Source organism: Paraflavitalea devenefica (assembly GCF_011759375.1).
Taxonomy (GTDB): domain Bacteria; phylum Bacteroidota; class Bacteroidia; order Chitinophagales; family Chitinophagaceae; genus Paraflavitalea; species Paraflavitalea devenefica.
In genome coordinates, this window is sequence record NZ_JAARML010000009.1 from 34,214 (window position 1) to 56,648 (window position 22,435).

Sequence of the window (22,435 nt, forward strand, 5' to 3'; positions counted from 1 at the left end):
GTTTGCGATAGGCTTAGAGTGTTTTTAAAGCTTTCTTGATAATATCTTCTACTACGGCGAGGTCCGGCTGAGCTTTTAGTACTTTTTGAACAGCTTGTTCACCAGCGGCCCGGGGTATCCCCAGCGCCATCAGAGCATTTAACGCATCTTGTTCCAACGTATTGTTTTTCAAGGGGGAAATATTTGCATCCAGGGTGGTTTTGCTTATTTTATCCCTCAATTCCAGCACAATACGTTCGGCAGATTTTTTTCCAATGCCTTTGATACTTTCCAGTTGCCTGGTATTACCATTGGCAATGGCACGCACAATTTCATCGGGCTTCAACGAAGACAACATCATACGGGCGGTTGCTGCACCCACACCGGATACGCTGATGAGCATGAGGAACAGCTCTTTTTCTGCTACCTCCGAAAAGCCATATAATATGTGCGCATCTTCGCGGATATGGAGGAAAGTGTATAATAAACCCTTTTCGAGTTCCTGTATGGCGGAATAGGTGTTCAAACTAATGTGTAACTCATATCCTACGCCATTGGCTTCCACATGTACTACAGCCGGTGTTTTATACACGAAATTGCCCCGTATAAACGCGATCATGGTTGCGAAAATAAGGGAAATTATAGTTTCCCGCCCTTGGTTTACTGTTTTTAGTTACGCGCTTGTTAAAAGTAATTTTTACATAACACAATCGTTTATTTGACTTAACGTTGGGTACAGGTAGTCAGAGTTCTGCCCCGGACTTCCGACTTTTCCCTAATTTTGCCCACTCTTTAATGTTCTTTTTCAATATCTAAAGCGATTTATAGTAGCATGAGTCAAAAAATAACGGCTGCCATCACCGCAGTGGGTGGCTATGTTCCCGAAGACAGGCTGACGAATTTCGACCTGGAAAAGATGGTAGATACCAATGATGAATGGATCCGTACACGTACCGGCATTAGCGAAAGAAGGATACTGAAAGGAGAAGGCCTGGCCACTTCCGATATGGTAGTACCGGCGGTTAGGCAATTATGTGAAAAGAGAGGCATTGACCCTTCCGAGATTGATGCGCTGATCGTAGGCACAGTAACGCCCGATATGATGTTTCCCTCCACCGCCAACCTGGCCTGCCATAAACTAGGCGCTAAAAACGCCTGGGGATTTGACTTGCTAGCTGCCTGCTCCGGCTTCCTCTATTCCCTCACTACCGGGGCCTCCCTGGTGGAAAGCGGACGCTATAAGAAGGTAGTGGTAGTAGGCGCCGATAAGATGAGCGCTATTATTAATTATAATGACCGCGCTACCTGTATCATTTTTGGTGATGGCGCAGGCGCCGTATTACTGGAACCCGGCACAGACGGCTATGGCGTGCAGGATAGCATCCTGCGGAGTGATGGCTCGGGCGGTAATTACCTGCACATGAAAGGCGGCGGCTCCTTACGCCCGGCCTCCCAGGAAACAGTAGCCAATAATGAGCACTATGCTTACCAGGAAGGTCAGGCGGTATTCAAGTTTGCCGTAAAGGGCATGGCCGACGTAAGCGCTGAGCTGCTGGAGCGTAATCAACTTACCGGTAATGATATTGCCTGGCTGGTGCCGCACCAGGCCAATAAACGTATTATTGATGCTACAGCCGACCGTATGGGCCTTTCCCATGATAAGGTAATGCTGAACATACAACGTTATGGCAATACGACCGCTGCTACCATCCCCCTCTGTTTATGGGATTGGGAAAAGCAATTGAAGAAAGGCGATAACCTGGTATTGGCAGCTTTCGGAGGCGGCTTCACCTGGGGCGCTACGCTCGTAAAATGGGCTTATTAATTTTCTTTACATTATTTTATTATGGCAGATCAAAACTTTCCGCTGACCGGTTTCAGCTCGCTGGCCATTCATGGTGGTCATGAGCAGGACCCGCGATATGCGCACCTTACCCCCATTTACGCTACTTCTACTTTTGTATACGATTCTGCAGAACAAGGCATGCGTCGCTTCAGCGGAAAGGAAGACGGATATATTTATTCCCGCTGGGGCAATCCTACGATGGAAGAAGCAGCCGATAAGATCGCTGCCATGGAAAGCTTTGGCATTACAGATGCCGGCGGCCGTCCCATCACTGTAAAGGGTTATCTGCAGGCATCCGGCATGGCTGCTGTCAATACCCTGTTCATGAGCACCCTGAAGACAGGTGATAAGATCCTTTCCCACTATTCCCTGTATGGAGGATCGCAGGAGTTTATGGATAAGCTGTTGCCTGAATTTGGCATCAGCGTGGTGATTGCCGACCTGCGCGATCTGGATAAAGCAGCAGCAGCCCTGAAAGCAGACCCTGCCATTAAGATGGTGTACCTGGAAACGCCGGCCAATCCTACCCTGCAATGCGTGGATATTGAAGCGCTGACAAAGCTGGGCAAACAATATGGTAAGATCGTTGCCTGCGATAATACGTTTGCCACGCCTTACCTGCAGCAACCTTTCCGGTTTGGCGTTGACTTTGTGATCCATTCTACCACCAAGTTCCTGAATGGCCATGGCACTTCCATTGGTGGCATCGTACTGGGACGTGATGTGGAGTTTATGAATGCCTGGGCCTATAAAGTACACAAGCTGCTGGGCGGCAACAGCAATCCTTTCGATGCCTTCCTGCTTATCAATGGCATGAAAACACTGGAAGTACGTATGGAGCGCCATTGCCACAATGCTATGGAAGTAGCCGGCTTCCTCGAAGGTCATGCGGCTGTAGCCAAAGTAAATTATACCGGCCTGCCCAGCCATCCTGATTATTATATTTCTTCCAAACAGATGCGTCATCCCGGCGCTATGCTGAGCATTGAGCTGAAGGGAGGTATCCAGGCAGGCATTGATATGATGAACAGCCTGAAAATGTGTACCCGCACGGTATCATTGGGCACCTGCGATACGCTGATGTGCCATCCTGCTTCGATGACACATTACAGTGTACCCAAAGCGCAACGGGAACAATATGGCATTACTGACGGGCTGATACGGATTAGTGTTGGCATGGAAAATATCCAGGATATTATTGCGGATATGGATCAGGCATTGAAGTGAAAAGCAAGTGGGAAGTAGCGAGTGGCTAGTGGGAAAACACTGGCAGCGAACACTTGCCACTAGCCACTTACTACTAGCCAGAAACGACCTTCAGTTAATTATTTATTATTGTATGAGCATCAGTATAAGGAAAGCAGTCAAAGAAGATTGCCCACGTTTGATGGAACTGGTAGAGGAACTGGCCGTGTTTGAAAAAGCGCCGGACCAGGTAACCGTGACGATGGAGCATTTCGTAGAAAGCGGTTTTGGCCCCAACCCGGTATGGTGGGCCTTTGTGGCAGAAGAAGACGGCCAGGTCCAGGGCTTTGCTTTATACTATATCCGTTATTCCACCTGGAAAGGACAGCGTATTTACCTGGAAGACCTGCTGGTGAGCGAGGCTATGCGCGGAAAAGGCATGGGTAAGCTATTATTTGAGCGGGTGCTGCAGGAAGCAAAAGACAATAATTACAGTGGCATGGTATGGCAGGTGCTCGACTGGAATGAACCGGCTATTAATTTCTATAAGAAGTATAATGCGGTGATTGATGACGAATGGTTGAATTGCACCATCAATTTATAACAGGGATTATTGTATCCGCTCAAACTCAATAAGGTCGGGCAATGCATTACGCCCGTAGAAACGCTGAATGGTAAAGCTCTTGCGGTCGGCATTTACGACGAAACTATATTTGGTATAAACGGAAGAAGAACTCAGCATAGACCTCATGTAAATGGCATTGATGCTGTTATCCGCAAAATAATAACTGTATATAGCGCTGTGGTTAATGAGGTAATCAGGATTTACTGCTATATCAATGTATGCTTTTGACTTAAACACCACAGAAGAGCTGTTGGCATAACTGGCCTCTAATTTAGGCCCGGAATCAAAGTCGAGGGTATCCAGCCGCAGGCTTTTTTCCACCCATATCCCGCGGGAAGAGTTAGTATCAGCAAAATAATTCACCTCTTTCCCGTCTTTTTTACAGGCAATAACAAGGGCCAGTAATGTAAATAGTAAAAGCGGTTTCATGATCCGGGATTTTCCTTATTGACCAATTATCGGCCCATTTCGTTGCAGGAAAAGCACCCGGGTTTTCACGAAAAACCGCTTTTACCCCGATTAAGGTTTGTTAATCAACCCCTTCGGTTTCCACTTTCTTATCTATCTTATTAATAAGCCCCTGGAGCACCTTGCCGGGCCCTACTTCAGAAAAACGGTAAGCGCCGTCGGCAATCATGGCCTGAACGCTTTGGGTCCACCGTACAGCGCCGGTCAACTGCTCTATCAGGTTCTTTTTGATCTCTTCCTTATTAATGACCGCTTTGGCTGCTACATTCTGGTAAATAGGGCAGGTGGGGCTGTAAAAAGTCGTATTGTCTATCGCTGCTCTGAGTTCTTCTTTTGCAGGCTCCATCAGCGGGGAATGGAACGCACCGCTTACCGGTAATACGAGCGCCCTTTTAGCGCCGGCGGCTTTCATACGTTCAACAGCTACCTCAATTCCTTTCACTGATCCGCTGATCACCAGTTGCCCGGGGCAGTTATAATTCGCCGGTACTACCACTTCGCCGGTTTCTGCCTGTATGGCGGCGCATACTTCTTCTACTTTCGCATCGTCCAGCGCCAATACGGCTGCCATGGTGGAAGGCGTCAGCTCGCATGCTTTTTGCATAGCCTGGGCCCGGATGCTTACCAGTTTTAAGCCATCTTCAAAGCTTAAGGCGCCACTGGCTACCAATGCCGAGAACTCGCCCAATGAATGGCCTGCCATCATATCCGGACGGCCGGCATCAATCCCTTTAAAAGCAATCACTGAATGAAGAAAAACGGCCGGCTGCGTAACTTTGGTTTGTTTGAGTTGCTCTTCCGTACCCTCAAACATGACATCCGAGATACGGAATCCTAAGATTTCATTGGCCTGCTCAAATAACTTTTTTGCAAATACACTAAGGCGGTAAAGGTCTTTTCCCATTCCCGGAAACTGTGAACCCTGGCCAGGAAATACGTAAGCATGCATCATAATAGCTAAAGAGGTTTAGACGAACAAAAATGACACAAAGACTTTAACTAACCAAAACCAGCTTTATTGTTCCTGATCCTGAATATTTGAGTTAATATTCAAGCCAGGTTTTAACAATGCTACTATACTAATGCAGGTCTGAAGAAATGAGTTTCATAAACTCACTGCGGGTTTCATTCTTTTCAAATTCGCCCCAGAAGGCTGAGGTGGTAGTAACAGAGTTTTGTTTTTGTACACCACGCATCATCATACAGAGGTGAGATGCTTCAATGACCACCGCCACCCCCAGCGGCTGCAGTGTTTCTCTAATGGCATCCCGTATCTGGGTGGTCAACCGCTCCTGCACCTGCAGGCGGCGGGCATATACATCTACCACACGGGCCAGTTTACTTAAGCCGGTAATATATCCATTGGGAATATAAGCCACATGCGCTTTACCATAAAAGGGCAGCATGTGATGCTCACACATACTGTACAGTTCAATGTCCTTGACAAGGATCATTTCGCTCACACTCTCATGGAACTTGGCCGAGTTGAGGATCGCATGCGCATCAATGCCATACCCCTGCGTCATGAACTGCATGGCCTTGGCCATACGTTCCGGTGTTTTAATCAACCCTTCGCGCTGAGGATCTTCACCCAGTAAGGATAAGGCACTACGATAGCTGTCAATCAGGCCTGAAGTTACCTGTTCATCGTATTCTTCCGATTTTCTATATGCCATAGCTATTATATTTCGAAATCCCGTAATTAAGCCGGGTATTCCACAAAATTCCTTTCTGTTTCATACAGGCGTACCTGCAGATCAAATTTCGCATCAATCTTAGGCCTCAATATTTCATAGATCACGATGCAGATGTTTTCGGCAGTAGGATTAATGGTCTTAAAGAAGGGTGTATCCAGGTTCAGGTTCTTATGGTCCAGCTTTTCCAGTACTTCCTCCTTAATCAGATCGCTGAGTATCTTGAGGTCCATCACATAACCGGTAATGGGATCGGGCTCACCCACCAGTTTAACCACCACGTCATAGTTATGCCCATGAAAGTTGGGGTTGTTGCATTTGCCAAACACCTCATCATTCTTAGCCATATCCCAGGCAGGATTGAAAAGACGATGAGCTGCATTAAAATGCTCTTTCCGGAAAACCGCTACTCGCTTATTCATATTTCAAAATACTAAAGTAACTACTAAAAGGGGTACAACAGGCTGTACCCGGATTTGTTCACGCTTATTCTCCATAATACTCCACAAAGATCCTGGGCGTTTCATAGAGCTTGATACAATGCAACTGTACCTCAGCCGGCAAGTGGGGTTGCAACTGCTGCCAGATGGCCACGGCAAGGTTCTCGGTAGAACACATTTGCCCCTGCATAAAATCCACATCCAGGTTCAGGTTCTTATGGTCCAGTTTATCGAGTATATACTTCTCAATGAGCTTGCTCAGTTGCTTCACATCAAATAAAAAGCCAGTATCGGGATTGGGCTTTCCCTTAATGGTCACCAACAGCTCATAGTTATGACCATGCCAATGCTCATTGGCGCATTTGCCAAAAACGGTCTCATTCTGCTCTTTGCTCCACGCAGGGTTATACAGCTTATGGGCTGCATTAAAATGTTCAACACGGGTGAGGTACACCATAGGTCATTAACAATTCAGGATGCACGGGAATAATAATCCCGGGGCCAGTGGCACCCGGGCTTTTCACAAAATCAGGCGCAAAGGTAATATATGATGTGGATTTCAGGATATTTGCAGCATGCATATCCTGTTAACTGCAGCTACAACCTTTGAAATACAGCCGGTTATAGATTTTTTACAACAACATGGGAATGTTGTTCAGGGGCATACAACAGAAGTGCTGATAACAGGTGTGGGTATGATGCATACCACCTACCGGCTCACCAGCCACCTGCAACAAAGACGCCCGGCTTTGATGCTGCAGGCAGGCATCGGCGGCAGCTTCTCCCCTTCTCTTGCTCCCGGTAAGGTTGTTTTGGTGGAACGGGAAATTACCGGCGACCTGGGCGTGGAAGAAGGTCATGTGTTTAAAGATATGGTGGATATGGGTTTCCTGGGAGCCGATCAACCGCCCTATACCAGCAAATGGCTGAACAACCCGGACACGCACAGATGGAAAGCAACCGGATTGCCCTTTGTACCGGGAAGTACGATCAATGAGATCACCACAAAGGCAGAAAGGATTGCCCAGTTACAACAAAAGTATGCGGTAGCTGTTGAATCAATGGAAGGCGCCGCTTTTCATTATGTGGCATTACAGGAACATATTCCTTTCCTGCAGGTGAGGGCCATTTCAAATTATGTGGGCGAAAGGGATAAAACAAAGTGGAAGATAAAAGAAGCCATCACTGCCCTGAATGAACAACTGATAAATATTTTTAAGACGTTATGAAACTTACACTGGGTTTTTCACCCTGTCCGAATGATACTTTCATTTTTGACGCACTGGTGAATAAGAAGATTGATACCGGCGATATAGCAGTGGAAGTGGTGCTGGAAGATGTACAAACGCTGAATGAATGGGCGCTGCAGGGTAAGCTGGACATTACGAAGATCAGCTATGGCGTATTGCCCCTGGTGCTGAACAAGTATATTGTATTGCCGGCCGGCGGCGCACTGGGCAAAGGCGTAGGCCCTTTGCTCATTACCCATGCAGGCGGTATTTCGGCCGATAAGGTGAAAGACAGTACGATTGCCATACCGGGCGAACATACTACGGCCCACATGCTGTTCTCGCTGGCATTCCCGGAAGCCGGCCATAAAAAGTTTACTTTATTTTCCCAGATAGAAGATGCGGTGATCCATGAAACGGTAGATGCCGGTGTGATCATCCACGAAAACCGTTTTACCTACCAGGATAAAGGCCTTGTAAAACTGATGGACCTGGGCGAATACTGGGAAACACAAACGGGCAGTCCCATCCCGCTGGGTGGCATTGTGATGAAACGAACATACGATGCAGCCTTACAACAGCAGGTGAATACACTGATCCGCGCCAGTGTGGAATATGCTTTCTCTAATTATCCGCTGATAACAGATTATGTAAAGCAACACTCACAGGAAATGAGCGAAGGTGTAATGCGCCAGCATATTGACCTGTATGTAAACAATTACTCCATCGATCTGGGCGCTGATGGCAAAGCGGCCGTACAACAGTTCCTCGATATTTATAGCCGAGTACATTCAACTTCATTATCTAAACAGGCAATATTCCTGGAAGGATAAACGCTCAGGCATTCACCACTGACAACTCACTACTCACTTATCTATTCCCACAACTTTTTTACATACTCATTATAGAGCAGCGTGGCCATTTGGTTGCTGTATTCTTTATCCCTGTACCGGCCTACCCATTTGATGCCCATGATGGCGTTGGTTAGAAAGACTTCATCTGCCTGCTCCAGCATTTCGGGAGTGAGTGGTTCTTCCCGGATAGCATGCTGCTTCGCCACATTTTCTATCAGGTAGCGGCGCATCACCCCTCCTATCCCTCCTTCCGACAACGGCGGGGTATAGATACGCCCATCCTTTACCCAGAAGACATTGGCAATGGTGGCATCACAAATCCGTCCTGCTGTATTCAACAGGAGGCATTCATGGAGCCGGTTATTATTGGCATGAAGGGCAGCCAGGACATAGGGCAGGTAGTTGTTGGACTTGATATTGGCCAGTACATCATAATGCTTGCGTACAGTGTTGTAGATATCAATAACAAGGCCCTGCTCCTGTATGCCAGCCGGCGCTTCCAGCGGCGTGGCTTCTATAATAACGTTGGGAATATGATTGTCGGGGTCGAACAGGCCGCCGTTGCCCCGTACTACATTCAACCGTACCCGGGCTCCCTTTTCGATGTTCGTTTTGCGACAAAGGGCCAGCACGGCTTCCGCCAGGTAAGCCGGTGTAAAGGAGGCCGGACACTGGAACTGTAATACAGCCAGCCCATTGAACAACCGTTCAAAATGCAGGTAATGCAAGGCAATGCGGCCATTGATTACGCGCATGGTCTCAAAAAGGCCATCACCATAGCGCAGTCCGCGGCTCCCAGCGGAAACAAGTGGATTTTCCGCTGGAATTATTTTGCCATTAAAATGAATGAAATTACTCATGAAGGGAGAAGCTATTAACCCTTAGTGGCTGACTGGCCAGCTACGTCCCTAATAATCAATAATTATTAATTAATAATCATTGATTATTGGGGTTGATCTATGATACCATTCTTCACCGCATACATGACCAGTCCGGCCATAGACTTGGCGCCGGTCTTGGTCTTGAGCTTGTCCCGGATAGCTTCCACCGTACGGGGACTGATCTCTACGATGTCGGCAATTTCTTTGGTGGTCTTTTCCTCGCACATGAGCTTCAGCACACGGGTTTCTTTATCAGACAGGTTGACTTCCTGCGGATTGGCCAGGTCGGTGCGTTTGGTACGCAGGCCGGTCAGCAGGGCTTTATTGGTGAGCTCATTAAAGAAGAATTCCTGTTCATAACAGGTTTTGATGGCCTGGTAAATAGTTTCGGAATCGGAATTCTTGGTGAGGTAGGAATTAGCGCCAATTTCCATGAGCTTGCTGATCATGGAGTGGTCATTGTGCATGGAAAGGATGATGACCTTGGCTTCGGGACGCACTTTCCTGATCTCAGGAAGGGTTTGGATACCATCCATAATGGGCATCTGGATATCGAGTAAAATAACATCGGGTTCGATGTGTTTGAGGAGATTCAGGAGTTGCATACCATTATCAGCCTCGGCAATCAATTCCACGTCCCTTTTGGAAGAAAGGGAGGTTTTGACCCCTGCCCGGAACAGGGCATGGTCGTCTGCAATCGCTACTTTGATTACCTTATCGATGTTTTTCATTCGGGATGTATTTTAAATATAAGGAGTACGGCTCAATTCAGCGAACAAAATGCGAATTTTTCACGAGAAATACTATAGGACAAGTACGAAATTATACTAATTAATAATATAGTCGAAACTATTTTTAATTCGGACAAATACGATGAAATACAGGGTCTTTTCCTAATATCTCATGGGATGGTTACGATGCGGTTAGTAAAAACTGAAATGTTAAAATGAAGCAAATATGCTCTTGTCCACATAGTTATCCACAATTACTTTTGTTATAGAAGTTGATTGACGAGGATTAGCAACCTCAGACCGTCCAATGTCCTTAAAATAACCGTCCAGAAAGAATTCTAATATTCTATGAAACCAGCTAAAATCCAATGTCAGTCAACTTTCTTTTCCTTTGGAGTCTGATTAAAGTAGTAACCCATACCTAACCCAATAAAGGCGATCCATCCTTTGAAAACCAATCTCATTTTTTGAGATAGCCGTAAAAAACCAAGATCCAATACGTCCTGAAACCACATCAAGATCCATTCCTTTGAAAGAGAACCATTTAAAATCCAGCTCATCCGGGAAAAGCCACCCAGGTTAACGAGCTTCCTGAGATGAAATTTTTTTGCGTGAAAAGGCGATGCCGAAGGGTGTCGTCTTTTTAGTTTTTAGGCTGCCTATAGACACCTGCTTGTGGTAGTATGGGTGTATTATTGTCTGGCTATGCGCTGTATCTCTTAACCCGATGCACTGGTTGGCCTGGGGTCTGCAGTATATATGCTGTGGATATTTCCCGGATATACCCGGGATTGTCTCCGGATTACCCTTTCTATATGTGCTCTATAGGAGCTCTATAACTCCTCTATAAGAGCTCTATAGCTTTTTATTTTCCTCCGGCTTGCTGCTGACCAAATAGCACACAAGTATAAATAATTTTTTAAGAATTCCTGGGAATTTGGGAGCAACTTCATAATCCTCATTTTAAATCCCTCGAATTCGAAGGTAAAAAAAACAGGCAGGGTTAAACAGCTTCTATTATCGCACCAATAGCCGCTTCCGGTATACCATTGCGCCCTGCTGGTTACTTACTGCCAATATGTAGATGCCTGCAGCACTGTTGCCCGGCAGTTCCAGTTGCAACCGGTTGGCGCCTGCATGGGCTGCATAAGAACGCCGGCACAACTCCTGCCCCTGTAAATGATATACGGAAAAACGGTAGATACCGGCAGCAGGCGACGTTAGCGCCACTGGTATATGCCTGCCAGATATGCCCGGACAGTTCACTGCCAGTTGCTCATCATTGCGGGGAATAGTATTACTCCTTTCCTGCTCCTGTAAAATGACCAGTCCGTTCTTAAAAAAAGATTGGAAATAAATACAGGTATGCCGCACATCCGTGGTAGACTTGGTGGATATAGAGCCGTTGCGGTATAAAATGGTGCTTACGTTCTTGAAATCCATCTGGAACATGTACTTCTTTTCAGAAGTATCAATACTGGGTACCGTAGCTACGCCACCAATAGCCACAGAATTGGTGCCATCAAAGCTCACATTCAGCGAAGTATTCGGATCTACGGCATAGGCGCCAGGCGTGGAGGCTTTAATAAACTCTTTCAACCTGTTGCCATCGCCATCAATGTCCACGGCTGTAATAGACAGGCAGGGTAATATAGTATCTGCCAGTGTACCGGCTTTCTTAAAAGTGATCTTCCAGTCGAGGTAGGAGGTATCATTGGCACCGGCGGTTACATAAGGCTGCCAGGCATTATAATAACCCTGTGAGGTATTGTCCATCTGGTTAAGTCCCGCGCCATTCATCAGGTTCACAATCTCAATAGTAGCATCAATACCGGTAGCTACATTGCTAAATTTGTAGATAGCGCCCACAGTACCACCGGTACCACTGATCAGCGATGGTGTCTTAAAGATCATGGAAGGAGAAACACATTGAGGCAGTGCGGCAAGAGACAATAGCATGGCCACAAGCAATGGCATATAACGGTAGGCCGGAAAGCAACGGCAACTATAACGGACTATGTTGCCGGCAGGGGTACAGTTGGAGTCCATAGGGTTGAATTTTTTGACGGATCGTAACACAAGTTTACGTCTATTACACCTGTCAAAAAATTAAAACCCGTTTCAGCAATGGCTTTATAGTATTGCCGCTACAGAAAAATATTTAGCCAATTTGCCGGCAAACTGATTACCAATCGATTGCCGGCAGCAGCGTTTATTGTACCAATATACGTGTACGGCTAACAACCACACCCTGTGTATTACGCACAGCTACCATGTAAATACCGGAAGGGCTTTGGGCCGGCACGTCCAACTGCAGGTTATTGATACCCGCCTGCACTGAATAAGAACGCTGCCTTACAACACTGCCCTGGCTATTATACACAGCAAAGTGATATACTTCTTTTTGAGAAGCTTCCAGCTCTATCGCCATATTATTGTTGGCAACCACGGTGGGGATCGTCACCTTCAGTGAGCCGCCCGCATTGTTAATGCCAATCATGCGCGATAAAGATTCATCTCCGTAGGTAGCGGTTTGCTTCAACCTGTAGTATATTTTACCAGTGCTTTCGGTTGGATCAACAAAACTGTACTTAAGTACACCCTGTTGCGCATTCACTTTTCCGATGTCTCCCCAACTGGTTCCATCCTTGCTTTTTTGCACAGTATAATGTAATACATCCTTCTCATCGGCCACTGTCCAATCCAGGGTGATGCCTGTATGGGCATTCTTTGCCGTGAATGAAACAATCCGCAACGGCAGGAGGACCTCTGTATCAAAAAAGGACTTGAAGTAAATACAGGTATGACGTACGTCAATAGTAGGTTTGGTAGAAATAGAACCATTCCGGTAATAGATCGTACTTACATTATTAAAGTTCATCTGGAACATATACTGTGTTTCAGCAGTATCAATGCTGGGAACAGTATATACCTGTCCGGTAGCAGTTGAATTCACACCATCAAAACCAACAGTGAGATAGGTAAAGGGATCTACGGCATAAGCCCCCGGTGTGGAGGCTACAATGAATTCCCGCAAACGGCTGTTATCACCATCAATATCTACGGCCGTAATAGCCAGACAAGGTAATAGGGAGTCTATCATGGTGCCGCCTCTCTTGAAAGTGATCTTCCAGTCGAGGTAGGAGGTGGCATTGCCGCCTGCCGTTACATAAGGCTGCCAGGCATCATAATATCCTTGTGAAGTATTGTCCATCTGGTTAAGACCGGCGCCTCCAACCAGGGCCATTACCTGTATGGTAGCGTCGACACCGGGAATTACATCAGTAAACCGGTATACAGCGCCAACACTACCGCCAGTGCCACTGATCAGCGTAGGGTTCTTAAATGTCATGGAAGGTGGTGTACACTGTGATATAGCAGATTGGGAAAACAGTATTCCCGCAAATATCAGGGAGCATAAAGGAATGCAATGCCTGAGCCAGGCAGCAAAATAGGCGTTCATAGTTTTAAGATCATAGGTACAGTTAGGATGCATAGGGTTTGAATTTTGTACGGAATCAAGGACAAGAATATAAAATAATGTCCATTAATGAAAGTACCTGCTTACGAATGTTGACAAATGATAACAAGATATGATTGCTGCTATTATAAAAGAATAGAAGGCTGTGTGCCTAACACCGTTATTTACAGTTGTTATAACAAAAAAAGGTAACCCGTAAAAAATATTGCAACTTTACCTATATGCAGGCACTTCACGGTGCATAATTTCCCGGTTTTTTCTATATTGTCGTATGAATGGACTTTCCCTGTGCTGAATGTCATACGGTTAATTTGATCAGCAAGACCCTCAATAACCCTTATTAACACCCTGCTTATGCTGCCTCTTAAATGGAAAATATTCAGGATAGTCAGTTATCTTCACATGACCTGTACGTTGGCTATTGGAGTATTGGCGCTGTACACAATTTTTACCGCAAGGATCAAGTTCAATTCCACTGAAGATATTTTAGGCGTATTAATATTAATTCTTTGTCCATCTATTCTCCTGGCCAACAGCAGTGTCAATATTTATCTGTTGGAAAAATTTTACCCTGACAAACTTTTCGGGAAAAAGCTACATCGCTTTTCTATGCTCCTGTTTATTCTTTCATTGGTGGTAGTTATAGCTGTTGTATTATTAACGATAGCCGGATTCAGTGAAACTTTGCCCAGGGAAAATTATACTTTCCGGGATGGTTTAATGATATACTTAACCCTCTCAGCCTTCACTGTCATTGGCCTCACCGGTCTCTATATTATTGTGATCCAGGTGTCTTTGCGCAGGGCCATCCGCCGTAATCATGAAGCCTCGTTAAACAGATTCCTGGATAGTGACCCTGCACAGGGAATTTAATCTTTCATTTACTAAATAGTTGCAGGGCCAATGGCCGGCACAACGTATTTTTGAGTATGCGAAAACCCCTATTACTGGTAACCCTTACCGTAGTCCTCTTTGCGTGCCAAAAGGAAAAGGACAATACTGCCACCTACGAGAAAAAAGTCAACGTAGCTTATGGTACCGACGCTAAACAAGTGATGGACCTTTACCTCCCTTCCAACGCCAATGCCAGTACTACCAAACTGATGGTGCTGATCCATGGAGGCGCCTGGGCCGATGGAGACAAAGCTGATTTTGACATTTACATCAATGAATTGCAACGCCGCCTGCCGGGGTATGTCTTTGCCAATATCAATTACCGGCTTTTTACCTTCAACGGACAAAATAAATTTCCCGCACAGGAGCAGGATGTAAAGGCCGCAGTAAGCTTTCTCCTGAATAAATCTGCAGCATATAAATTCTCAAAAACATTTGTACTGCTGGGGGCCAGCGCCGGTGGGCACCTGGCCTTATTGCAAGGATATAAATATGCCAATGAAGCTACTCCCAAAGCCATTGTTTCCTTTTTTGGTCCTACAGACCTTACCTACCTGTATGATCATCCCGGTCAACAGGGCGTGCCGGCTTTACTGGCTACTATTGTAGGCGCCACGCCTGCCCAAAATGCCGCCTTATACGAGTCATGCAGTCCTATTCATTTTGTAACACCCCAATCGGCCCACACCCTCTTACTGCAGGGCGGTAAAGATGACCTGGTGCCACCTGCCCAGGCTACCCGGCTCATCGACAAACTGAAGGAGGCAGGCGTGTATAACGAATACATTTATTACGCCAACGAAGGTCATAGCTGGGAAGGCCCCAATCTGGACGACTCTTTCAACAAAATAGAAAAATTCATCCGGCAGCACGTGCCGTAAGGCTATTGCCCGGTTTTTGTTTTTCCTTACCTTGTCGGCATGAAAAACACATTGCCGCCATTGGCTGAGAGAATGCGTCCGGAAACATTGGACGACCTGGTGGGACAAGATCATCTTGCCGGCAAAGGAAGTATTTTACGCACCGCTATTGAGCAGGGAAAGGTTCCCTCCATGATCCTGTGGGGACCGCCCGGCACTGGTAAAACCACTATTGCCAATATTATAGCCCATACTTTACAGGCTCCTTTCTTCACCCTCAGCGCCATTAGTTCCGGCGTAAAGGATGTACGCGAGGCCATTGATACCGCCAGGCAGATACAAAAGGGGATTCTTTTTATTGACGAGATACATCGCTTCAACAAAGGGCAACAGGATGCCCTGCTGGGCGCTGTGGAAAAAGGCATTGTTACGCTGATAGGCGCTACTACAGAGAACCCTTCTTTTGAAGTGAACAGTGCCTTACTCAGCCGTTGCCAGGTATACGTACTAAAGTCGCTGGAAGAAAAAGATCTCATCAGGCTGCTGCGGCTGGCTATGGAAAGAGATGAAGTACTTTCCCAAAAGAAGATTGAGCTGCAGGAAACAGAAGCCCTGATCAATATTTCCGGCGGAGATGCGCGGAAGTTGCTGAATTTATTTGAGCTCGTGGTGGATAGCCTCCCCCCGGCCCTCCCGACGAGTCGGGACAAGCTCTCCGGTGGAGGGGGAGAAGCTATCCTTATTACTGACGAGCAGGTGATGAGCATCGCCCAACAACGTATAGCCCTGTACGATAAAAAAGGTGAACAGCATTATGATATTATTTCCGCTTTTATTAAATCGGTACGGGGCAGTGATCCCAATGCTGCAGTGTATTGGCTGGCGCGTATGATAGAAGGCGGGGAAGATGTAAAGTTTATTGCACGCCGACTGGTGATACTGGCCAGTGAAGACATCGGCAATGCCAATCCTACTGCCCTCGTTATGGCCAATGCCACTTTCGATGCCGTGAATAAAATCGGTTATCCGGAATCAAGGATTATTTTATCACAGTGTGCCGTATACCTCGCAGCTTCTGCCAAGAGCAATGCTTCTTATATGGCCATTGACGCAGCATTGGCGGCCGTGCGCCAGCATGGCGACCTGCCGGTGCCACTGCATATACGCAATGCGCCTACCAAACTCATGAAGAACATGGGTTACGGCAAGGATTATCAATATGCGCACAGCTACGAAAAGAACTTCTCCGCACAGGAATACCTTCCTGCTGAACTTGCCGGCAGCAAATTTTATGATCCGGGCAGGAATGCACGGGAAGAAGAACTACGCCGGTTTTTAAAAGGCTTGTGGGGAGAGAAATACGGGTATTAAAGAAAAACTCAATAAAGACGGGATCTATACATCCAAACGGCCCATTGGCTCATCCCCGCTTGCTGTCAGGGCAGACTGTATTACCTTTGGGATCATTATCATGAGAACTACTACTACCACTATCAACTGGACCTGCAAGTCCTTTGATGAGCTTACCCCCCGTGAACTCTATGCCATACTGCAATTGCGTAGTGAAGTATTTGTTGTAGAACAAAATTGTGTTTTCCAGGATATAGATAATAAAGACCAGGCTTCCCGGCACCTGATGGGCTGGCATGATGGCCTGCTCGCAGCTTATACCCGGCTGGTGCCCGCCGGCATTTCGTTTGAAGAAGTATCCATTGGGCGGGTAGTCACTTCTCCCAAAATGAGAAAATCAGGAGCAGGCCGGCTGTTGATGAAAAAATCTATTGAAACCACCTATACTATTTTTGGTAATACTCCTATTCGCATCGGCGCCCAGTTGTACCTCAAAAAATTCTATGAATCCTTTGGTTTTCAACAGTCCAGCGAAATATATTTAGAAGACGGTATTGAACATATCGAAATGTTACTAACAGAATTTCCCAGATAATGCTATAGTAAAACCCCTAGTGTTGTTTTATTTTTTCCACAGTACACACAAAAAGAAATATTTCTGCGTTTTCTTGTAGGAAAATTCAGTGGCTATTACTTTAGTCGCCGGATCTACAGACCATCTGAAAAACTAAATCTGATATTCCATGAAACAGCATCTACACGCTGCCGTGCAGAAGTGTTTAGCCTTAACACTCATTATCCTGACTGCTCATTTAACCTCATTTAGCCAGTATGGCGACAAAAGCACTTATTGGGAAGCGGGCATCACATTAGGTCCCAGTAACTTCCTGGGTGACATTGGAGGTAATCCGGGCAGGGGTACTACCTTCCTCAAAGACAATACCTTCAATACAACGACGCTGTCGTTCGGCCTTTGGGGCGCATACGCTGTAAAACCCTATTTATCATTCCGCTTAGCGCTCAATTTTGGTAAACTGCAAGCCGATGATGCCGACATTAAAGGCAAGGGAGGCCTGGAAGAAGCGCGTAAGATCCGCAACTCCAACTTCCGTTCTAAATTAACTGAATTCCTGGTGCTGGCAGAAGTATATCCTACTGTACTCCTGGAAAATGATCCTGAAGATACCTGGTTAAAACTGCGCCCTTATGGCATAGTTGGTGTAGGTGTTTTCAAATTCAAACCTCAGGGTACCCGTCCTGATAATGGCCAATGGGTAGACCTCCAACCCCTGCATACAGAAGGTCAGGGTTTCTCCCAATATCCTGACAGGAAGCCTTATAAATTAACCCAACTGAATATTCCCATGGGTGTGGGTGTAAAATACTTCCTGACCGAGACCTTCCATGTAGCTCTTGAAGTAATCCACCGCAAAACCTTTACCGATTATATTGATGATGTAAGTACTACTTATATTGATGAGAATGCTTTTTATAACAACAATATGCCACCAGCACAGGCAGCGTTGGCTTCTATGATGGCTAATAAGAGCGGTCTCAATACATCTACCCGTTTCGGCACGGGCGATAAGCGCGGTACAGCAACGAATAATGACGCATATTATACTGTTAATCTCAAACTGGGTTGGCGTATAACCAGCAACGACCGTTGGGGTAACTCAACCCGTTGCCCGATCAGGTTCTAACCAAGCCCCGTCAGATCGTATTTGTTTAATCCGTACCCTTTTCAAAACAAAGCCTTTTTAACGAAAGGTCACTCTATGCAAACAACTATACCCTGGAGAAAACTACATGGACATGCCATGCCCCTGCTGGTCATTGGCATGCTTACATGGTCAACCTCTTCCTTTGCCATGCCGGGGCTTCCGGTTTCGTCTTCCGGGCAACCTGCCGACACCATCCTGGTGCAAAAGCAGGTGAACACCAAGAAACATAAGATCAGGTTATATCCCAATGCCAACCACCAGGTGCTATTCTTCAACGCCAGCGGAGAAGAAGGCAGGGTATATCAACTGTTCTTATTCAACCTGGAAGGCAAGCTGGTAAAACAGGCGAATATTCGCAATAAAGAAACAACTGTACTTAATAATATGGGAAAAGGCAATTACCTGTATGAAGTATTCAGTGATGATGAGCGGCTGGAAAACGGCCAGGTAATTGTGCGGTAAATAATCACTATTCTCTTGCTACCCTTAATTTATAACCAATAAGCAGCAGGGAAATTAGTAAAATCCAAATATCCGGTTGAGTCAAAAACCTGATCCGTTCCCTATCGTTCTAAGTACCCTGATAAAAAAGATTTTATTGATCACTCCCTGCGCCCGCTTATTGGGAGCAGCTTAAACGAACTCTGGTTTATCCCAGTATCCTCCGGTAGCCGGCTATGAATAATGGCCGGCTATCTGTTTTTATCCAAGAAAAATCTTTCCTGCTTCTTCCCAACTACCTAACCTTTCATACTCCGTTTCGCGGAGGTTATGAGGCGTGGAATAGAGGTATTTTTTGCCTGGAAAATGCACCAGGTTGAACGCATGGTCATCTATCATATAATCGCCGTAAACAAGCCGCTTATCGCCGCAGAGGGTGATCTGCCGCCAGCTAAAGAAAGGGAAATGGTCCTGCAGCCACTCGTATTTATCTTTCAGGGAATTGGGGAATTCCATAGCAGCCGACACAATGAAGATCTCATACCGCTCATTCATTTCACGCAATACTTCCACACTGTCCTTCATCACCGGCAGGTGCCGGAAGAAGCCGGGCGATCTGAGACGGTCCCGTATCAGGGTATGGTGTTCCTCCGGGAAGCCTTTCACCCATGAACCTATCATCTTGCTATAATCCACTTTTCTTCCGTATTGCTGCTCATACCACGTGATCATATCCCCCATCGGATCAGCAATCACTTCATCCATGTCAATAATTACTCTCTTTTTGGTAGTCTGCTCCATCATCAAATCTTCAAATTATTTAAGTTCTTCTTTTAGAAATTTTGCGGTGTGACTTTCTTTCACCTTCAACAGGTCTTCCGGCGTTCCTTCAAACAGTATCCTGCCGCCGCCATCGCCTCCTTCAGGCCCCAGGTCTATCACATGATCGGCCACCTTGATAACATCCATATTGTGCTCAATCACCAATACCGTATTACCCCTGTCTACCAGCTTGTACAATACATCCAGCAGGTGCTGGATATCTTCAAAGTGTAAACCGGTAGTAGGCTCATCAAGAATATAAAAGGTTTTACCGGTATCCTTCTTACCCAACTCGGTAGCCAGTTTCACACGCTGCGCTTCACCGCCACTGAGTGTTACAGCCGACTGGCCCAGCGTAATGTATCCCAGTCCTACTTCTTCCAGCACTTTAATCTTACGGTAGATGTAAGGAACATTCTGAAAAAACTCCACAGCATCCTCTACCGTCATATCCAGTACATCACTGATAGACTTTCCTTTATAACGTATCTCCAGAGTTTCCCGGTTGTACCGCCTGCCCTGGCATTTTTCACAATGCACATATACATCGGGCAGGAAGTTCATTTCTATCACGCGCATACCACCGCCTTCACAAACATCACAACGGCCACTTTTCACATTGAAAGAAAAACGGCCTGCATTGTATCCCCTGATCTTTGCTTCGGGTACAGAAGCAAACAGGGTGCGTATATCAGTAAAGAAGCCGCAATAGGTAGCGGGGTTACTGCGCGGCGTACGGCCAATAGGGCTCTGGTCTATCTCTATCACTTTATCTACATGCTCCAATCCCTTGATGCTCTTATACTCCAGCGGGTTCATTTTGGAGTTATAGGCATGCTTGCTCAGGATAGGATAAAGGGTTTCATTGATAAGGGTTGACTTTCCACTGCCACTGACACCAGTTACCACGATGAACTTACCCAGCGGGAACTTAGTATCTACATTCTTCAGGTTATTACCTTTGGCGCCTTTTATCTCCAGGAATTTACCATTGCCCTTACGCCGTTCTTTGGGAACAGCAATAGCCCGGTGACCATTGATATAAGAGGAAGTAAGAGTATCCAGTTTCAACAATGCTGCCGGATCGCCCTGGGCTACTATCCTGCCGCCATGATAGCCAGCTTTGGGGCCTATGTCCACGAGGTGATCGGCTGCCAGCATAATGTCTTTATCATGCTCTACCACGAGTACGCTATTGCCAATATTGCGCAGGTTTTTCAGCGCTTCTATCAGCCGCATATTATCGCGTTGGTGCAATCCGATACTCGGTTCGTCCAATATATAGGTAATACCCTGCAATTGCGAACCGATCTGTGTAGCCAGCCTGATACGCTGCGACTCTCCCCCACTCAGGGTGCGGGAAGTACGGTTCATAGTGAGGTAATTCAGCCCAACATCCAGTAAAAACTGCAGACGCTCCCTGATCTCTTTCAACACATCTTTGGCAATGGCATTTTGTTTATTGCTCAGCCGGTTCTCAATACCAGTAAACCAGGCCATCAGCTTATCGAGGTTCAGCTCACTCAGTTCTGCAATATTCTTTTCATCTACCTTAAACCAAAGGCTTTCCTTCTTTAAGCGGGCGCCATTACAGGAATTACATACCCGCAGTTCCATGAACTGTTCTACCCAGTCGCGCAGGGCATCTGTATTACCACCGGCAAACCAGCGTTTCAATTGTGGGATCACGCCCTCATATTCCGTCTGGTATAAAGGACCTCCTGTAGTAGTTTCATCAAAATCAAACTGCTCTTCTTCCTCCGGCGCAGTTTCAGCGCCATACAATACCAGGTTCAACGCCTTTTTGGGCAGGTCCTTCACTGGCATATCCAGGCTGAACTTATTCTTTTTAGCCAGTTGCTGCACCTGTTTAAACACATGGGCATCCCGTTCAGCACCCAAGGGAGCAATAGCCCCTTCATTAATAGTGAGGTTCTTATCAGGCATAATAGCTTCCATGCTGATCTGGTACACATTGCCCAAACCTTTGCACACGGGGCAGGCGCCATAAGGACTGTTAAAAGAAAAAGTATTGGGTGAGGGCTCTTCGTAGCTGATGCCGCTGTCTTCGCACATCAGCAGTTTGGAATACTGTACCAGAGCTGCCTCTTTTCCGCTTACCCCTTCCACCGACAAAAACATGAGGTCCTTACCTACCTGCAATGCCTTTTGCACGCTTTGACTTAAACGTACCCGCATATCATCGGTAACCGGCAGGCGGTCAATCACCACTTCAATATCATGGATCTTATACCTGTCTACCTGCATCTTGGGCGCCAGGTCTTTAATCTCGCCGTCGATACGTGCCTTGAGGTAACCTTTCTTGCGTATGTCTTCAAACAGCTCCCGGTAATGCCCTTTACGTCCGCGTATCAACGGCGCCAGTACGGTGATCTTTTTACCTTTAAACTTCTTGTATACATTGTCCACGATCTCCTCTTCGCTGAACTTCACCATCTTTTTACCGGTATTATAACTATATGCCTCGCCAATGCGGGCATACAATAACCGCATAAAGTCGTACACCTCTGTAATGGTGCCTACCGTGGAACGGGGGTTTTTATTGGTGGTCTTCTGCTCGATAGAGATAACGGGCGACAGGCCGGTGATCTTATCCACTTCAGGCCGTTCCATATCGCCAATAAACTGCCGGGCATAAGCGCCGAAGCTTTCCATATACCTGCGCTGACCTTCGGCATAGATGGTATCAAAGGCCAGTGATGATTTACCACTGCCACTAATACCCGTAATGACCACCAGTTTATTTTTTGGAATACTAATATCAATGTTCTTGAGATTATGTACCCGCGCTCCAAACACTTCTATCGCATCGTGCGATGCGTTACTGCCGGTTTGTCCGTTCTCTGCCGGCACTGCCTTTTTAACTTTCGCCATATGATTTTTTGGGAAGGGTCAAAGATAAGAACAAAT

At 46.4% G+C, this 22,435-nt stretch carries 23 protein-coding genes; 11 read left to right on the top strand and 12 right to left on the bottom strand.

Annotated features, from left to right (window positions below; genetic code table 11):
• Positions 1-13: 13 nt before the first annotated feature.
• Positions 14-598: a Holliday junction branch migration protein RuvA gene (gene ruvA, locus HB364_RS31245; RefSeq protein ID WP_167292383.1), complete on the bottom strand. Its 585-nt coding sequence runs from the start codon at positions 596-598 to the stop codon at positions 14-16.
• 213 nt (positions 599-811) lie between these two features.
• Here ruvA and HB364_RS31250 point away from each other — a divergent pair, with 213 nt between their 5' ends.
• The 3 genes from HB364_RS31250 (at position 812) to HB364_RS31260 (ending at position 3,614) form a co-directional block, all read left to right on the top strand.
• Positions 812-1,804, top strand: a complete 993-nt coding sequence (locus tag HB364_RS31250) for a beta-ketoacyl-ACP synthase III (protein ID WP_167292384.1) — start codon at positions 812-814, stop codon at positions 1,802-1,804.
• A gap of 21 nt (positions 1,805-1,825) precedes the next feature.
• The gene (locus HB364_RS31255) at positions 1,826-3,052 is read left to right on the top strand and encodes a trans-sulfuration enzyme family protein (RefSeq protein ID WP_167292385.1); all 1,227 of its coding nucleotides are present in this window, start codon (positions 1,826-1,828) and stop codon (positions 3,050-3,052) included.
• A 112-nt stretch (positions 3,053-3,164) separates the two neighbouring features.
• The gene (locus HB364_RS31260) at positions 3,165-3,614 is read left to right on the top strand and encodes a GNAT family N-acetyltransferase (protein WP_167292386.1); all 450 of its coding nucleotides are present in this window, start codon (positions 3,165-3,167) and stop codon (positions 3,612-3,614) included.
• Positions 3,615-3,620: 6 nt separating this feature from the next.
• Here HB364_RS31260 and HB364_RS31265 read toward each other — a convergent pair whose 3' ends face one another.
• The 5 genes from HB364_RS31265 to HB364_RS31285 all read right to left on the bottom strand — a co-directional run bounded on the left by HB364_RS31265 (position 3,621) and on the right by HB364_RS31285 (position 6,694).
• A complete protein-coding gene (locus HB364_RS31265) occupies positions 3,621-4,064 on the bottom strand; it encodes a hypothetical protein (protein ID WP_167292387.1) in 444 nt (147 codons plus the stop codon).
• Positions 4,065-4,164: 100 nt separating this feature from the next.
• Positions 4,165-5,055 (bottom strand): ACP S-malonyltransferase, encoded by an 891-nt coding sequence (fabD, locus tag HB364_RS31270; RefSeq protein WP_208420164.1) that lies wholly within the window; start codon positions 5,053-5,055, stop codon positions 4,165-4,167.
• Between the two features lie 127 nt (positions 5,056-5,182).
• Positions 5,183-5,779 carry a GTP cyclohydrolase I FolE gene (folE, locus tag HB364_RS31275; protein WP_167292388.1) on the bottom strand — a complete coding sequence of 199 codons (597 nt, stop codon included), beginning with the start codon at positions 5,777-5,779 and terminating at the stop codon, positions 5,183-5,185.
• Positions 5,780-5,805: 26 nt separating this feature from the next.
• On the bottom strand, positions 5,806-6,219 hold the full coding sequence (locus HB364_RS31280; protein ID WP_167292389.1) for a 6-pyruvoyl trahydropterin synthase family protein: 414 nt from the start codon (positions 6,217-6,219) through the stop codon (positions 5,806-5,808).
• Between the two features lie 64 nt (positions 6,220-6,283).
• On the bottom strand, positions 6,284-6,694 hold the full coding sequence (locus HB364_RS31285; RefSeq protein WP_167292390.1) for a 6-pyruvoyl trahydropterin synthase family protein: 411 nt from the start codon (positions 6,692-6,694) through the stop codon (positions 6,284-6,286).
• A 118-nt stretch (positions 6,695-6,812) separates the two neighbouring features.
• Between HB364_RS31285 and mqnB the strand changes: the two genes are divergently transcribed.
• A complete protein-coding gene (gene mqnB, locus HB364_RS31290) occupies positions 6,813-7,466 on the top strand; it encodes a futalosine hydrolase (protein ID WP_167292391.1) in 654 nt (217 codons plus the stop codon).
• Entirely contained in the window at positions 7,463-8,299 is an 837-nt protein-coding gene (locus HB364_RS31295; RefSeq protein ID WP_167292392.1) for a 1,4-dihydroxy-6-naphthoate synthase, read from the top strand. The genes mqnB and HB364_RS31295 overlap by 4 nt, the downstream gene beginning before the upstream one ends.
• A gap of 41 nt (positions 8,300-8,340) precedes the next feature.
• Here the strand turns inward: HB364_RS31295 and HB364_RS31300 are convergent, their stop codons facing one another.
• The 4 genes from HB364_RS31300 to HB364_RS31315 form a co-directional block, all read right to left on the bottom strand.
• Positions 8,341-9,180 (bottom strand): aminotransferase class IV, encoded by an 840-nt coding sequence (locus tag HB364_RS31300; protein ID WP_167292393.1) that lies wholly within the window; start codon positions 9,178-9,180, stop codon positions 8,341-8,343.
• 83 nt (positions 9,181-9,263) lie between these two features.
• Positions 9,264-9,932: a response regulator transcription factor gene (locus HB364_RS31305; protein ID WP_167292394.1), complete on the bottom strand. Its 669-nt coding sequence runs from the start codon at positions 9,930-9,932 to the stop codon at positions 9,264-9,266.
• Positions 9,933-10,949: 1,017 nt separating this feature from the next.
• Positions 10,950-11,981: a DUF4300 family protein gene (locus HB364_RS31310; protein ID WP_167292395.1), complete on the bottom strand. Its 1,032-nt coding sequence runs from the start codon at positions 11,979-11,981 to the stop codon at positions 10,950-10,952.
• Between the two features lie 163 nt (positions 11,982-12,144).
• Positions 12,145-13,284 (bottom strand): T9SS type A sorting domain-containing protein, encoded by a 1,140-nt coding sequence (locus HB364_RS31315; protein WP_167292396.1) that lies wholly within the window; start codon positions 13,282-13,284, stop codon positions 12,145-12,147.
• A gap of 738 nt (positions 13,285-14,022) precedes the next feature.
• Between HB364_RS31315 and HB364_RS31320 the strand changes: the two genes are divergently transcribed.
• The 6 genes from HB364_RS31320 to HB364_RS31345 all read left to right on the top strand — a co-directional run bounded on the left by HB364_RS31320 (position 14,023) and on the right by HB364_RS31345 (position 18,703).
• Positions 14,023-14,286 (top strand): hypothetical protein, encoded by a 264-nt coding sequence (locus HB364_RS31320; protein ID WP_167292397.1) that lies wholly within the window; start codon positions 14,023-14,025, stop codon positions 14,284-14,286.
• 56 nt (positions 14,287-14,342) lie between these two features.
• The gene (locus tag HB364_RS31325) at positions 14,343-15,188 is read left to right on the top strand and encodes an alpha/beta hydrolase (RefSeq protein WP_167292398.1); all 846 of its coding nucleotides are present in this window, start codon (positions 14,343-14,345) and stop codon (positions 15,186-15,188) included.
• A gap of 39 nt (positions 15,189-15,227) precedes the next feature.
• Positions 15,228-16,538, top strand: a complete 1,311-nt coding sequence (locus HB364_RS31330; RefSeq protein ID WP_167292399.1) for a replication-associated recombination protein A — start codon at positions 15,228-15,230, stop codon at positions 16,536-16,538.
• A 100-nt stretch (positions 16,539-16,638) separates the two neighbouring features.
• Positions 16,639-17,112, top strand: a complete 474-nt coding sequence (locus tag HB364_RS31335; protein ID WP_167292400.1) for a GNAT family N-acetyltransferase — start codon at positions 16,639-16,641, stop codon at positions 17,110-17,112.
• 148 nt (positions 17,113-17,260) lie between these two features.
• Positions 17,261-18,220, top strand: a complete 960-nt coding sequence (locus HB364_RS31340; RefSeq protein ID WP_167292401.1) for a DUF6089 family protein — start codon at positions 17,261-17,263, stop codon at positions 18,218-18,220.
• Between the two features lie 75 nt (positions 18,221-18,295).
• Positions 18,296-18,703, top strand: a complete 408-nt coding sequence (locus HB364_RS31345; protein ID WP_167292402.1) for a T9SS type A sorting domain-containing protein — start codon at positions 18,296-18,298, stop codon at positions 18,701-18,703.
• Between the two features lie 240 nt (positions 18,704-18,943).
• Here the strand turns inward: HB364_RS31345 and HB364_RS31350 are convergent, their stop codons facing one another.
• Together HB364_RS31350 and uvrA are read right to left on the bottom strand one after the other, a co-directional pair.
• On the bottom strand, positions 18,944-19,483 hold the full coding sequence (locus HB364_RS31350) for a 5' nucleotidase, NT5C type (RefSeq protein ID WP_167292403.1): 540 nt from the start codon (positions 19,481-19,483) through the stop codon (positions 18,944-18,946).
• Positions 19,484-19,498: 15 nt separating this feature from the next.
• A complete protein-coding gene (uvrA, locus tag HB364_RS31355; protein ID WP_167292404.1) occupies positions 19,499-22,399 on the bottom strand; it encodes an excinuclease ABC subunit UvrA in 2,901 nt (966 codons plus the stop codon).
• Positions 22,400-22,435: the final 36 nt, after the last annotated feature.